At 53.3% G+C, this 14,688-nt stretch carries 11 protein-coding genes; 5 read left to right on the top strand and 6 right to left on the bottom strand.

Going from position 1 to position 14,688, the window contains the following annotated elements; genetic code table 11:
- Positions 1–39: 39 nt before the first annotated feature.
- Both ACMAY6_RS05595 and ACMAY6_RS05600 read right to left on the bottom strand, forming a co-directional pair.
- A complete protein-coding gene (locus tag ACMAY6_RS05595) occupies positions 40–1,233 on the bottom strand; it encodes an acyl-CoA dehydrogenase family protein (RefSeq protein ID WP_435215174.1) in 1,194 nt (397 codons plus the stop codon).
- A 60-nt stretch (positions 1,234–1,293) separates the two neighbouring features.
- Positions 1,294–2,646 (bottom strand): APC family permease, encoded by a 1,353-nt coding sequence (locus tag ACMAY6_RS05600; protein WP_435215176.1) that lies wholly within the window; start codon positions 2,644–2,646, stop codon positions 1,294–1,296.
- Between the two features lie 331 nt (positions 2,647–2,977).
- On the opposite strand from ACMAY6_RS05600, the gene ACMAY6_RS05605 reads away from it, so the two are divergent.
- A complete protein-coding gene (locus tag ACMAY6_RS05605) occupies positions 2,978–3,676 on the top strand; it encodes a PilZ domain-containing protein (protein WP_435215178.1) in 699 nt (232 codons plus the stop codon).
- 145 nt (positions 3,677–3,821) lie between these two features.
- On the opposite strand, the gene ACMAY6_RS05610 is transcribed toward ACMAY6_RS05605, so the two are convergent.
- On the bottom strand, positions 3,822–5,072 hold the full coding sequence (locus tag ACMAY6_RS05610) for a valine--pyruvate transaminase (RefSeq protein ID WP_435215180.1): 1,251 nt from the start codon (positions 5,070–5,072) through the stop codon (positions 3,822–3,824).
- 61 nt (positions 5,073–5,133) lie between these two features.
- Here ACMAY6_RS05610 and ACMAY6_RS05615 point away from each other — a divergent pair, with 61 nt between their 5' ends.
- The 3 genes from ACMAY6_RS05615 (at position 5,134) to ACMAY6_RS05625 (ending at position 8,368) form a co-directional block, all read left to right on the top strand.
- Positions 5,134–6,675 (top strand): hypothetical protein, encoded by a 1,542-nt coding sequence (locus tag ACMAY6_RS05615; protein WP_435215182.1) that lies wholly within the window; start codon positions 5,134–5,136, stop codon positions 6,673–6,675.
- An 87-nt stretch (positions 6,676–6,762) separates the two neighbouring features.
- A complete protein-coding gene (locus tag ACMAY6_RS05620) occupies positions 6,763–7,527 on the top strand; it encodes a crotonase/enoyl-CoA hydratase family protein (RefSeq protein WP_435215183.1) in 765 nt (254 codons plus the stop codon).
- 73 nt (positions 7,528–7,600) lie between these two features.
- Positions 7,601–8,368 carry an SDR family NAD(P)-dependent oxidoreductase gene (locus ACMAY6_RS05625; protein ID WP_435215185.1) on the top strand — a complete coding sequence of 256 codons (768 nt, stop codon included), beginning with the start codon at positions 7,601–7,603 and terminating at the stop codon, positions 8,366–8,368.
- A 141-nt stretch (positions 8,369–8,509) separates the two neighbouring features.
- On the opposite strand, the gene ACMAY6_RS05630 is transcribed toward ACMAY6_RS05625, so the two are convergent.
- From ACMAY6_RS05630 to ACMAY6_RS05640, 3 genes are all read right to left on the bottom strand, one after another.
- On the bottom strand, positions 8,510–10,708 hold the full coding sequence (locus tag ACMAY6_RS05630; RefSeq protein ID WP_435215187.1) for a prolyl oligopeptidase family serine peptidase: 2,199 nt from the start codon (positions 10,706–10,708) through the stop codon (positions 8,510–8,512).
- A gap of 148 nt (positions 10,709–10,856) precedes the next feature.
- A complete protein-coding gene (locus ACMAY6_RS05635) occupies positions 10,857–13,064 on the bottom strand; it encodes a molybdopterin cofactor-binding domain-containing protein (protein WP_435215189.1) in 2,208 nt (735 codons plus the stop codon).
- Positions 13,061–13,552, bottom strand: coding sequence for a (2Fe-2S)-binding protein (locus tag ACMAY6_RS05640; protein WP_435215190.1), 492 nt, complete (start codon positions 13,550–13,552; stop codon positions 13,061–13,063). Before ACMAY6_RS05640 ends, ACMAY6_RS05635 begins: the two co-directional genes overlap by 4 nt.
- Positions 13,553–13,829: 277 nt before the next feature.
- Between ACMAY6_RS05640 and ACMAY6_RS05645 the strand changes: the two genes are divergently transcribed.
- The gene (locus tag ACMAY6_RS05645) at positions 13,830–14,603 is read left to right on the top strand and encodes an SDR family oxidoreductase (protein ID WP_435215958.1); all 774 of its coding nucleotides are present in this window, start codon (positions 13,830–13,832) and stop codon (positions 14,601–14,603) included.
- Positions 14,604–14,688: the final 85 nt, after the last annotated feature.

The raw sequence follows: 14,688 nt of genomic DNA on the forward strand, positions 1-14,688 counted from the left end.
GACCCGAACGCTGGAACTATCGACTCGGTTGTACAAAGTTTACCAGGGCGCATTACCTATTGGGTCTTGCACGAGTTTTCGGGCTACTGTCATGCGATGCACTTCGTCAGGTCCGTCATAAATGCGGGCGTAACGTGCTTCTCGGTACATAAATTCAAGGGGGGTATCCTCGGTAACGCCAAGGGCCCCATGAATCTGAATAGCGCGGTCAATAACGTTGTGCAGCATGCGAGCACCCCAGAATTTAATCAGTGCAATTTGTACGCGTGCATCATCGCCACCATCCATGACGCGGGCTGCGTCCAAGGTCATAAGGCGTGCTGCCTGAATTTCCGCAGCAGATTCAGCAATGTAGCGCTGTATTTCGCCTTTTTCAGACAGCAAAGATCCGTGGGCGTAGCGTTTGCCCGCATACTCACACATCAACTCGAAGGCCCGCTGGGCCTGTCCTAGCCAGCGCATGCAGTGAAAAATACGACCCGGCCCAAGGCGCTTCTGAGCAATCGTAAATCCTTTCCCACGCTCACCGAGGATGTTAGCGGCGGGAACTCGCACGTCCTTAAGTTCCAGTTCGCAATGTCCACCTACGGTATCGCCCATGGTTTTTACAACACGTTTTATTTTATAACCCGGTGTATTTGTAGGGACGATGATCGCTGAAAACTTTCCGTGTCGTTGTTGCTCCGGCTCGGTCTCACAGAAGACGGTGGTGAAGGCGGCAACATTTGCACCAGAGGTGAACCATTTACGTCCGTTGATGACCCACTCGTCACCCTCGAGTACGCCGCGACTTTGCATCAGTGTTGGATCAGAGCCTGCGACATCGGGCTCGGTTAACCCTACCGAAGGGTAAATGTCACCGGCGACCAAGGGGTCAAGCCACGCCTCTTTCTGAGTCTCGCTTCCAAAACGATGAAGCATGATCGAATCTTGCATGGAGATAGAGCCTACGGCCATTTGGCCAAAGTAAGAGCGGCCAATAATTTCGTTGAGATGAGCAAAGTCCATGAAGGGAAGCCCTCCGCCACCGAGCTCACTGGGATGGCCCAATGCCCATAAACCTTGAGCTTTAGCCTGAGCCTTCAGGTCTTCCATCAGATGATGACTATCACCGGTTAGCAGAGCAGCCTCATGAGGAATAACGGCCTCATTGATGAACCGCTTCATACGAACCTTGAGTTCTGTCAGGTTCTCGGCGGCGCGAGCGCCATTGTTAGCGTTTTTTTCAGTCATTGTTCAATACCCTAGCCATCCTGCGGGTGAGTGTAGCGGAGTCTAATAACGCTAGGCAGGTCAGTTTCCAGAACCTTGCGCCCAACGATAAAGGGGCCAGCCGCCGATAAGCGCAATCACGAAGACACCAACTTGCGTTGGAAATGAAAAGGCTGAATAAATGACGGTCCAACCGGTAATGCCGAGAAAAATAATGGCTGGCAGCGGGTAAAACGGCATTCGATAAAGGTTGTCTCCAGCATGCCCAGGGCTTCGGAAACGACTGATAAACAACGCTATGACGGTGACCAGTGTGTTGGTCGCCATTAATAATCCCGCAAAAACGAGTATTTGCTCAAAGGTTGAGGACCACAAAAAAAGCAGTGCAATGGCGCCCATGAAAAAAATGGCGTTTTTAGGCAGTCCGTCTTTGTTGAGGACCCCCAGCCATCTTAAGCGCCGGTAGTCGCCACCAAGACGCATCAGTGCCCTCGGTCCGGCAAGTACCATCGCGCTAACGGTTGAAATAAGAATGCCTGCCAGTATGACTGCGACGACAAGGGCGCCCGTGTCTCCCAGTAAATAGCCTGCGACGACGTAGCCAATTTCCACCTCTCCTCGCATGGCATCAATGGGCGCTGAGATGAGAAATACCGCATTGAGTGCCAGATAAAGCAAAGTCACAAAAGCGCAACCCGCGAGTAGCACCCGGGGTAGGTAGCGTCGCGGATCTTCCATCTCCCCTAAAACATAAGTTGCCGCATTCCAACCGGAGTAAGCGTAGGTGACATAAATGAGGGCAACAGCGACTTCGCTACTAAATAGCGTGTCGGCAGTGGGCTGTGTGTCGGCACGGAGCTGGTCAATAAACGCGGGAGTATTAAACAGCGCGAGACTAATAAAGCCAATGATTAACAACAGTTTTAGTGCTGTCAGGTAGACTTGCCCGGCACTACTCTCGCTGCGAGTTCGAGTGTGAATGATGACTAGCGTAGCGATAAGAAATGTGGCCGACCACCTCGGATCGATAGGCACGAGGCCGGCTTGAAGATAGCTTCCAAAGGTGAGGGCTGCTAGAGCAATCGGCGCAGCAAATCCAACCGTTGCCGAGACGCACCCTGAGATAAAACCTGCATAAGGATGTATCAGCTCCGTTAAAAAATGGTATTCCCCGCCCGAATCTGTATGCCTGACGCCCAGCTCTGCGTAACACAGAGCGCCACAAAGTGCGCAGATACCACCGATAAACCACAGCAGTAAAATAAGTTGAGTGTCAGAAATTGCCAGTAGTTGGAAGCCCAGGCTGGTGAAGATGCCGGTCCCCACCATATTGGCAACGACAACCGCAAAGGCCACCTTAGGTGGATAGAGCTTCATATTGGAATGTATGACCTCACAGGCATTGCGAAATGAAGGCGTTGATTTAGAGCCCAAGCTTTTATCGAATGATCTGTGCTAATCAGCGCAGGTTCATTTCATAGCCTTAGCCTGCCAATTCAAGACTCAGTAAGCAACAAAAACAGAAAGACTTCGCCATGATAGCCAAACTCATTGGCGACTGATTTGATCGAGGCTGCCAGAGTCCACGGCGGATAAGGTCAAAATTGCCAGTCTCTGTGAATACCTATCAGGGGGATGAGTGGTGCCTAAATGCCGCTTTGGTGTAACTTACTTTGCTGTGACTATGGAGCAGGGGGTTTAGGGAATGAAAAGTTGGTTGAGAGGGTTATTCTCATCACAGCCCACTTCTAAGGCGTCTCAAGAAATGCCAATCGATACAGCTCCTGATAGCCAAGAGCGGCGTGAAGTTGAGCGACTCCTCCAACGTGCGAGCGTGGGGCATCGAGAGCTCATGGTAAACAGTTCCCAGCTCGGGGCCTCTTGGCTTGGAGTTTTTCGTAAGATAGAAGAATCAGAGGTGCAACTCACCCTCGAATTAAACGATGTGCAGACGCTATTTGATGCCGGCGATTTTTGTACCGTGACCTTTAACTACGATGATCACGCTCACGTATTTCTAACGACGGTCAAAAGATCAAAGCTAGGGCAACAGGGCCAGTTGGACGTAGCCCTATATATGCCTGATGCCATTCACACGGCGGGCAGGCGCAATTTATATCGAGTGCCTATTCTGAGAGACCTCCCCATGGCGGTGCGCATTGAATCTGTCGCCGGCTTCTCTTGCTCTGCGAGTGCGCAGGACATCAATACCAGTGGTGTGCGCTTAAGACTGCAGGCGCAGGACTTTACCCGCTTCATGATTGGAGAAGACGTTCACCTTACCCTGACACTTAATGACATAAGCGTTCACAGGGAGGCTGATGTTCGTCATTTAGATGGGAGGACTTGTGCGCTGGGCCTGCATTTTCTCATTACAGAAGACCCCGATGAAAAGCAAAATACGGGTTTGTTGGTTCGCGAGGCGGAGCGTAGCTATTTGCGCCGGGTAAACCGCCTTGAGTAGTGTTATGCGGCGCCAATAATAGGAAATTACGTTGCTGATGCGTAAATGTTGCCCCCACGAATCTCTCGCGGCGCCTTGTCACGCTCAGCTGATAGTGTGACTTTTAGCGTTGCAGTGACCTGTGGCTTCGTTCGTTAACAGGAGCTTAGAAGTGGGAGCGGACCACTTGGGCGATTTGAGTTAATCCAGCAATCACTGTGTCTTCCGAGGCGGCGTAATTAACCCGAATGCACTCGTCCTGATGTCGCCAGCTAGTTCGCCCTGGTGGATAAAATGGGCGACTGGGCAACACAAATACTCCCAGCGCCATGAGTTCCTGATAGAGCGTTTCTGAGGTTATTGGGAGCCCCTCAAACCAAAGCCACAAAAACAAAGCACCCTCGGGTTTGTGCACTCGAACCGGGAGATCAGCCATGACCTCGTCAATAACCTGCAGGGCGTGGTCACGTTTGCGCTCGTAATACGGGCGTATCAATTCATCACAAATGCTTTGTAGTTTTCCTTGTTGAAGCAGGGGTGTAAGGAGCGTGGGACCCACGCGGCTGGGCGCCAAAGTGTTTATGGCGTTGGTATTTTGTATGAGTTGAATAATTTCAGGCGCAGCAACCACGATACCGGTGCGTAGGCCCGGCAGGCCAAGCTTCGATAAGCTCAGCAGCAAAATTGTGTTGGCGTCCCAAAAGGGTGTTGCCGAGGTAAACACCATGCCTGGGAAGGGCAATCCATATGCCCCGTCAACAATTAAGGGTAAGTCAGCTATTTGACACTCGCTGCGAAGTTGACGCATTTCGCTGTCGGTGATGACATTGCCCGTCGGGTTGGTAGGTCGGGAAACACAGACAGCCCCGTGGTTTTCATTCAGCTGCAAACCTTCGAAATTCACCCGATACTTGAATTGACGATTGGGGAGTAAATCGATTTCAGCGCGCCGGCCTTCAAAAATGGGCTGCTCTGCCAAACCAACATCAAAATAGCCCACGTACTCAGGTGTTAAGGGCAGGAGTATGCGTTTGTGGCTATGATCAGGAAATGGGCCGGAAAAACTGTTAAACAGCAGCCCGAAGCTGCTTTGACTGCCGTTTGTAATGGCAATATTGTCTTGCGTCAGAGGCCAGCCAAATTGCTCTGTCAGTAAATCTGCGAGGGTCTCCCGGAAGGCCGCATTTCCCCCCGGGGCATCATATTCACCGATCATTTTGCCAAAGGCGTGAGTATCGGCGGTCACATCTGCCATAGCCTCGCGCAGCAGGGCTTCTACCTCGGGAATGTGCGCGGGATTACCGCCGCCTAGTTGGCAAATGGGGCCGGTTGCCGAGGTTGCTGCTCCCAGATCCTCCATTAGTCGCACGGTTCCCGTGCTTTTTTGATAGCGAGTGGCAAAATTTGAAAAATGCATGTGTTACTACCTACGGTCAGCAGGTAAGCTTGCCAGCAATTTTATCAATAGAGAACACTCTATGCCGTTCGTTGCAGCAAATACTCCAGTCATCGTTGGTGCCAGCCAGTTTACTGAGCGCATCGACGATCCCGATTATGCCATGCTGTCGCCAGTGGCAATCACTGCTCGAGCCGCCGAATTGGCCCTCGTCGATGCTGGAATGATTAACTGTAAAGAGCACATTGACACGCTGATGACCACGCGAATCTTCGAAGATTCAGCACCTCACCTAGAAGGGCCCTTTGGGCGTTCAACCAACTTCCCGCGTTCTGTTTGCCAGCGATTAGCCATGAATCCAGCGACCGCAATCTGGGCAACAAGTGGTGGTGATACTCCTCAGAAACTCGTCACCGAAGCCTGCGATCGCATTTGGCAAGGGGAGTCCAAAGCGGTGCTGATCAGTGGCGGTGAGGCGCTTTCAACGACACGCTTTCTTCAAAAGCAGGGCAGTGATGTGGACTGGTCGGAAGGTTCCGATGACCCCGTAATTGATCGTAAGCCGACCTTGGATTATGCGACGCATGATGAACTTATGAATGGCTTGATATCACCGCCGTTATTTTATGGAATTATGGAGAACGCCAAACGAATCGCTGCAGGGGTCGACGTAAAGACATGGGCCGATCAAATGGGGGCCTTGTTTGCACCTTTTGCCGCGGTGGCATCAGAAAACCCCTTGGCAGCTCAGCGTGACAGGGCGTTTACTCCCGCTGACCTCATTACCGTAGAAGCAGGCAACCGTCGGGTTGTTGATGCCTACCCTCAACGCTTAGTGGCACGTGATCAGGTCAATCAAAGTGCGGCTTTGGTGGTAATTTCGACGGAGCTGGCTGACGAGTTAAATATTCCTTCTGAGAATCGCGTCTATCTTCACGGTCAGGCGGCAGCAGGGGAGCCACCGATCACACTGCGCGCAGAACTGGGTCAGGCGCCTTCAGCAGGTCTAGCGCTGGGGCGCGCGCTGGAGCGCGCGAACTGCACCACCGATGACATCAGCTATTTTGACTTTTACAGCTGCTTCCCGATTGCGGTGAGCAATGCGATCGACGCGATCGGGTTATCAGGGGATGATCCCAGAGGCCTTACCGTGACCGGTGGGTTACCCTTTTTTGGGGGGCCGGGTAATAGTTACTCAATGCATGCCCTGGCAGAAATGGTGATGTGTCTCCGGGTGAACCCTGGAAAGTTTGGGTTAGTGGCGGCTAACGGTGGGCTTCTATCCAAATATGCGGTCGGTATTTATTCGACAACGCCGACGGGCTATGAACCCTATGACAGCGCTGATCTTCAAGAGCAAATGTCCAACCAAACAGCCCCAGACTTCGAGGCGAACCCAAGCGGTAAAGGGAGATTGGAGGCCTACACAGTGGCGTATGATCGAGAGGGACAGCCGAAGACCGCAACAATTGTCGGGCGTTTGCTCGAGAGCGATGCGCGATTTATCGCCAAAGTAGGGCGCGAAGCCTCTGAGATACTTGAAGTTTTTAACCGTCACGAAGCTGACAATAGGTCTGTCGTGGTGACGCCGAGTGAACAGGGCAATAGCTTCATCTTTTTGTAGAGCTGCCTCCACTTATCGACACAACTGAAACGGCCCGCAAGCGCGACTGCGAGGCCTTCGAATACAATGAAAAAAGAGGATAGAAAAATGAGCGACGTAGTTATTACCGAGGTAAGCGACGGAATTATGACCATTACCCTCAATCGGCCAGAGGCAAAAAATGCGGTTAATTTGGCCATGGCCGAAGGTCTTGCAGCGGCCATTATTGAGCTCGACAGCAACGATGATATTCGAGTGGCAATTCTAACAGGCTCAAACAATACCTTTTGTTCGGGGATGGATCTAAAAGCATTCGTCAGTGGTGAGGTGCCTTATATTAAGGATCGAGGCTTTGGTGGTTTAACCGAAGCGCCCCCTGCAAAACCGCTGATTGCTGCCGTTGAGGGGTATGCCTTGGCGGGTGGTTGTGAGCTGGCCATGGTCTGCGATCTGATCGTCGCAGCGGAAACAGCAAAATTTGGTGTCCCTGAAGTGAAACGAGGATTGGCCGCCGGCGCTGGAGGGTTGCTGCGCTTCCCACGACAGCTGCCCTATCGCGTCGCGATGGAATTGGCATTAACTGGCGATTTTATGGATGCCGCGCGGGCTAAGGATTTGGGTTTCATCAACCAAACGGTGCCTGAAGGCGAGGCGTTTGCTGCGGCACAGGCGCTGGCGGCAAAGATCGCAGGTAACGGACCCCTAGCAGTTAAACTGAGTAAACAGGTCGTCCGAGATTCAGAAGATTGGAGCACTGACGAAATGTTTGGTCGCCAGCAGGACATCCTTCAGCCGGTATTTACCAGTGAAGATGCCATAGAAGGCGCGATGGCTTTTGCTGAGAAGCGAGCCCCCAATTGGAAGGGCCGTTGAGTCGCTAGTCTTTAGTGCCTTTGATGCTTGGGGGTTAAGGCCCCCGACAAATCTTTTTAACTAGGAGTGTGATATGTCCCGGTGGGATGTTTTTTGTGATCAGGTTATTTGTATTACGGGCGCGGCCAGTGGCTTTGGCAAACTCATGGCTGAAAATTTACATGCGGCAGGCGCACGTTTAGTGATTAGTGATATTAACCTCGAACCGCTACAGGCAGTTGCGGCTGCTCTCGCCGATGACGCCCGGGTTGTTGCGATGACCTGTGACGTGGCCAACGAGGCAGATGTTGAGGCCATCGTTGCAGCCGCCAAAGAGCGTTTTGGTCGACTCGATATCATGGTGAACAACGCAGGCTTAGGTTCCGAGCCAAAGCTGTTGACTGAAGTGACCGAGGAGGAAATGGACCTCAACTACAACGTCAATACCAAGGGCGTTTTCTTTGGCATCAAGCACGCTGTACGGCAGATGCTGGCACAAGACGCTCCCGGTGGCACCGTGCTCAATGTGGCCTCAATGGCGGGTATTGGCGCGGCACCTTTGCTGGGTGCCTATGCGGCTGCTAAGCATGGTGTGGTTGGACTCACAAAAACCGCCGCCTATGAGTTTGGTCGGCAAGGTGTTCGCGTGAATGCTATTTGCCCGTTTTTTTCCCCGACGCCTTTGGTGACTCAGGAAGGCGGCTTGGCGGATCGAATGGACACGCTCAAGAAAAGTTCACCCATGAACCGTATGGGTGATCCCGAAGAAATGGTGGAAGTGATGCTGATGCTCATGTCCCCCACGAACAGCTTTATGAACGGACAGGCTGTTGCCGTTGATGGTGGCATGTCGGCGATTTAAGGCTGGGGTACTGCCAAGGACGGCTTGCACTCGCCCTTTGTTTTAGCTGCTGCTCTATGCCGGTGCATGCAGTCAGACTGCGGTATGCGCCTGCGAGCTTGCAATAGCAAGCTCGCAGGCGGGGCAAGCTTTGAAGGCCGACTATTTGTCGGCTGGCGCTGGCATGAGCTTTTGCATTAAAAAGACGTAGAGCATGGCGTCGCGGCGGGCATACTCGCTGAGATTGGCTGCCGCTGCGTGTCCGCCGTCAATATTTTCGAAATACAAATAGTCATGTCCCAGCGTTTCAAGCAGGTGGGACATTTTCCGTGCATGCCCGGGATGAACGCGATCATCCTTGGTTGACGTGTAAAGGAAAATCTCTGGATACTCCTGGGTTGCGCTAACATTGTGGTAGGGCGATATGCCGCGCAAAAAGGCCCCTTCTGTTGAGTCGTCAGGATCACCGTACTCCCCCATCCATGAGGCTCCTGCCAGTAGCTTGTGGTAGCGCAGCATATCGAGCAGGGGCACGGCTGAAACCACGGCTTGCCAGAGATCGGGTCGCTGGGTGTACATAACGCCGGTGAGTAGCCCGCCGTTAGAGCCTCCATAAACCGCCAAGTGTTCAGCACTGGTCAGACCTTTAGCTGACAGGTCTTCGGCGACGGCGATAAGGTCATCGTAAATACGCTGCCGCTGCGTCTTGAGCCCTGCCTGATGCCAGGCAGGGCCAAACTCTCCGCCGCCACGGATATTCGCCAAGACATAGGCGCCGCCATTCTCCAGCCAAAGTTTGCCAAGGCTGCCCGAGTATCGGGGGCGCATGGAAACTTGGAAGCCGCCGTACGCATAAAGCAGAGTGGGGGTGGATCCATCTAGAGCTGTGTTTTTATGCCGAACGACGAAGTAGGGGATCACGGTGCCGTCAGGAGATCGTGTTTCGATTTGCTCTACGATGAGGCCTGAGCTATCAAAGCGTTCTGGGATAGTCTTAATCGAGCGCAGCGTCATTTTGGCCGTATCCGCCAGCATTAATGTGTCTGGAGTTAGGAAACCCTCGGCATTGATAAAGGCAATATCTTCTTCGCGACTGGCGCTGCTCAAACTTATCGTCAAGTTGTCAGGTGCAGGAATGGCTCTTTTTGACCATTCACCATCGGTAAAATCAAATGCCATCAAACCGCCAATGACGTTATTGTCCACGGTTGCTAAAAGCGTACTTTTGGTGGCTGCGATGCTCCCAACCGATTCGGTTGGAGAAGGCAGATACAGTGTCCTTACGGCGGAAATCTCCCCCGTATCAATAAAGTCAGGCAGGTTAATCGAGACTAAAGCGCCGGCGGGGTGAATTGCTGTCGTATTTTTAGCCTGCCAGTTCTCGGCAAGAGAAAAAACGAGCTCCCCCTGATAGAGCGTTTCAATCGATGTTTTGGCCGGAATTGGCAGAGTTTTAGGTTCGCCGATAGATGGCAAATACCAATAGGTAGACTCGTAAAATGTTTGTGCCTGGGCAGCCATCATGTGCACCGTGCCACCATGATCCTCTAGGCGGACCGGCCACAAGCCGACATCTGTTGTGTTTCCCTCCAACACGATCTCGGCACTTTCGAGCTTGGAGCCGCGGGACCAGCGATAAATAACGGAGGGATAACCCGAATTTGTGGTGTTGGCAGGTTCTGTTGCTAGAGCTACCAGCACGGTGTTTTCGTCGACCCACGCGATGCTGCCTTTGGCCTCGGGTGTTTCAAAGCCATCGGGTACAAACTGTCGATCAGAAAGCGAGAACTCGCGTCGCACCGCGGCGTCGCTGCCTCCCTTAGATAGTGTGATTAGGCAGCGATCATACTGTGGGGCCAGACAGTCGGCGCCGCGCCAAACCCAATTGATGGCCTCCTTTTCAGCGAGGGCGTCCAGATCAATAATGACCTCCCACTCGGGGTTATCAGTCAGATAGCTCGTCAGCGATGCTCGTCGCCAAAGTCCGTGGGTAAATGTATTGTCTTGCCAAAAATTCCAGACGAATCCGCCGTAATAACTGCCATAGGGAATGCGGTCGTCACTTTCATACAGCGTTTGGGCGGTGGCTAGAAGTGAGTCATAACGCGCGTCGTCCTGCAGTCGGGTCGATGTTCGGGCGTTCTGTTTTCTTACCCAGTTCAGAGCTTGCTCGCCCTCTACATTCTCAAGCCACAGTCGTGAGTCCGCAGGTGAGCGTGTTTGAGTAGCGGCTGTTTCGGTGCCCGCAGGGGGTGTAGTCGCAGATGGGTCAATGGCGTTCTGTGATTTGGCAGTCGCGCTCCAGCACGCTGTCGTTGTAAGTAGCAGTAAAAGGGTCGAAATTGTGGCGGGCAAGCGCATCCAATGCTCCTAGGTGGTGTGGCGTGGACCCTGCTTCTGCGGGGCTCACTCCGCACGCCCCGGCCGGGCTGCATTAACGCCTAAGGCTGGGACTGCGAAGTTGTCTGTTGAACCGTCGCGGTTGCACGACATGGGGCCAGATTGTCAATTAAGCGAGTTGCAGGGGCAAGTCACGTAAACGTTGCCCGGTTGCGCGATACACCGCATTTGCCACCGCAGGGGCAAGCGGCGGTACGCCGGGTTCGCCTATTCCCGTCGGGGGCGTTTCGCTTTCTATAATGACAACGTCAACGGCGGGGGATTCGTTCATGCGTAAGATCGGGTAGTTGTGGAAATTGCTTTGCACAACGGCACCACCTTCCAGATCTATGCTCCCATAAAGCGCAGCGGTTAGCGCGAACATTACGGCGCCTTCCAGTTGTGCTGTGACGATGTCAGGGTTGACTGCTAGCCCACAATCAACAACGCAGGTCACTTTGTGCACGCGAATCTGGCCTTCGGTAACCGACACTTCAGCAATTTGAGCCACATCAGTGCCAAAGGATGAATGCGCAGCAAATCCCAAATGGTGGTTTTCTGGCACTGTCATTGCGGCCATGAGCTGTCCTGCTTCAGCCACGACATTTTGCATTCGGGGTTTGTCGTTCAAGTTTTTTAGACGCAGTGCAACGGGGTCTAACTGCTTCGCTTCCGCGAGCTCATCCATCATCGATTCGACGGCAAAACTGGTATAGGAATGTCCTACTGAACGCCAAAATGTGGTGGGTAAGCCGTGGTCAACCGATGCGTGGGAGACTTGGTAGCTCGGCAGGGAATAGGTTTCATGAAGTCCTTCAACACTGGAGCCGTCGACGGCCCAATTTTTGAAGACATAATCCATGGCGCCCGCAAGGCCATTGAGTAAGCCGGTGGGCAGGTTAGGCAGCACGCCTGGTAGGGCATTTTTAAAGGTTTGTGCAGAGATGTTAGCGCCGGAGCGACGGGCCTGCCACGCTGTAATGTGGCCTTCACTATCCGCAGCTGCCTTTATCTTCATCATCGCCGCGGGTCTGTAGAAACCATGCCGCAGGTCATCTTCTCGAGACCATAGCAGTTGCACGGGCTTATCGACGCTTAACGCAATCTCAGCTACCTCAACAATATGAGACAACGTGGCACGGCGACCAAACCCGCCCCCTAGAAACTGATTGTGTATTTTTATGTTCCCTCTGGGCAGACCTGTCAGGCGCTCCAAAACGCCTTGTGCCGCGCCAACAAATTGCACGCCAGTCCATAGGTCGGCACCGTCCTCAGTGATTCGCAGGGTTGCGTTCAGCGGCTCCATGGGTGCATGGGCGAGAAAGGGCGCGTAGTAGTCGGTTTCCAAAATTGTGCCGGCGTCAGCGTCGGCAAAGGCCTTTTCTGGATCTCCCGCACGGGTCGATTCAGTATCATTGTCGGCCTCTAGTGCCGCGCTAAGGTCTTGTCGAACTTGCTCAGAGGTCACCGTTGAAAGCGGGGTCTCTTCCCAATCGATGGTGAGCTTTTTTGCGGCCTGATTGGCCTGCCAATATCGTTCGGCTACTACCGCAACCCCGCTTGATACCGGCACAACAGCGAGAACACCCGGGGCGACCCTTGCAGTGCTGTCATCAAAGCTCAAAGCTTTGGATCCGGCTACTGGTGGCCGAACGACAACGGCGTAGACCATGCCGGGCACATCCGCATCGATGCCAAAGTTTGCTGTGCCTGTGGCCTTCGCCAGAGCATCGACTCTGGGAGCATCGGCACCAATGTATTTAAAACGTGAGGGCGCTTTTAGTTCGGAGGCGATGGGCATTTCTAAAGATGAAGCGGTTTCAACAAAATCACCGTAGGGATAGCGCCGGTCACCGGCAACAATGAACCCGTCAGCGGTGAGTAGTTGGTCGGCTGGTATGCCTAGGTCTAAGGAGGCCGCGTTAAGCAGCAGTGCACGGGTGTCAGCGCCAACTTGCCTTAAAGGCTCATAAAATACGCGAACGGCGTTAGAGCCTCCGGTTCCCTGAACACGAAACTCGGGGTTGTTGTAGTCTTCGTGAGAGCCCGCAGCTTTGACCAGCATGGTGGCGGGATTTACATCGAGTTCTTCACCGACAATCGTCGCTAGGCCCGTACGGATACCCTGGCCCATTTCATCGCTGGGACAATAAAAGGTCACATGATTATCTGGAGTAATTTGTAGAAAAGCGTTGGGTACAAAGCCAGCGTCAGTAACTTCGATGGGGTGCGGGCCCTTAAACGCGCAGCCGGGTAGGGCGACAGCTACCACGATGCCCCCTCCGACCATGCCAGAGGCCTTCAAAAAGTGTCTTCTGCTGAGGGTTTGATTGCTCATGAGTTCGCCTCCGTAGCAGCGGCGTCGTAACTGAGAGCGCTGGCAGCTACTGACATGATGGCAGCCTTTATTCTGGGGTAGCAGCCGCAGCGGCAAATGTTTCCTGACATAGCGTTGTCAACGTCTTCACTGGAAGCACTGGGTTTATCGGCTATCAATGCGGCTGCAGCCATAATTTGACCGCTCTGGCAGTAGCCGCACTGAGGCACATTGTGTTCTATCCAAGCGGTTTGCAGAGGATGTAGATCCTCTGGATTTCCAAGCCCTTCTATCGTGGTCACTGCTTTGTCAGCCGCAGCGGCTACAGGCAGAACGCAGGTTTTAATGGCCGTTCCGTCAAGGTGCATGGTGCAGGCGCCACACAAGCCAGCGCCGCAGCCAAATTTGGAGCCCTTGAGCTTAAAGTCATCACGTATAACCCATAATAATGGTGTACTCGGGTCACCATTAAAGCGGACGGGTTCGCCATTCAGGGAGAAGGTAATCACAAATAGAGTCCTAGTAAGTTGGTGGGATTAAGTGCTGGCAAGGGGTTCTAGGCTAGCAACGACCTATGGGTTCGACGATGGCGTGGGTGGAGCCTGTTTTTTGCAATGCGCAAAATTACAGACTGTCACCTGTCATGTAAAGTTATGCTCGGTCGCCGACAATTTTTGCGACTGAGCGCCCTACTACATCGTTGTAATCAGGTACTGTTGTAATAGTACATGCAACATGTACGCGGTGACGTAGCCGATGGTTTTATTGGAGGTAATTAGCTTGAAGATGGGAATCAAAGGTCGGCGAGCGCTGATCTGTGCGGGGTCAAAGGGCTTAGGAAGAGGTTGTGCTGAAGCATTAGCAGCAGAAGGGGTGCACCTGGTACTCAATGCCCGGGGTCATGAGGCGCTTGAGAGCACGGCAACAGCCATTAGAGAAGCCTATGGTGTTGAAGTTTCCACGGTGGCTGCTGATGTGACAACGCCTAGCGGCCGTGAAGCGATTTTAGCGGGTAGCGGTGATTTAGATATCTTGGTTAACAATGCTGGAGGCCCGCCACCGGGAAACTGGCGCGACTGGGACCGCGACGCCTTTATTGCTGCCTTCGATGCCAATGCTTATGCAGCGATCGCTCTTATGCAAGCTACTGTGCCCGGTATGTGCGAGCGTGGCTGGGGTCGGGTGGTCAATATCACGAGTGTTTCTGTTAAGCAGCCCATTGGAGTGCTGGGGTTATCGAATACGGCAAGGGCGGCCCTCACGGGTTTCGTTGCGGGTATTGCGCGTGATGTCGCCAAGCAAGGTGTCGCTATTAACAACTTGTTGCCGGGCCTCCACGCCACAGATCGAACGGTGGGTCTGGACACTTATGAGGCGAGCCTTACGGGGGAAAGTAAAGAGGCCGTTGCTGCGCGTCGTTGCGCGGCTATTCCAGCCGGCAGGTACGGTACCGCTGACGAATTTGGAGCCACATGCGCGTTTATATGCTCTGAGCACGCGGGGTTTATGGTTGGACAAAATATACTCTTGGACGGCGGTGGTTTTAACAGTACGCTTTAAGGTGCCGCGGTGGGCTTGCCGCAGCCAGTGCAGCCGTGTTTGCGAGGATGATCCTGGCAAGTCATGATAGCCGCTGTAGCGATTT

The sequence above is a fragment of the Luminiphilus sp. nBUS_16 genome, from assembly GCF_051201645.1.
GTDB lineage: Bacteria > Pseudomonadota > Gammaproteobacteria > Pseudomonadales > Halieaceae > Luminiphilus.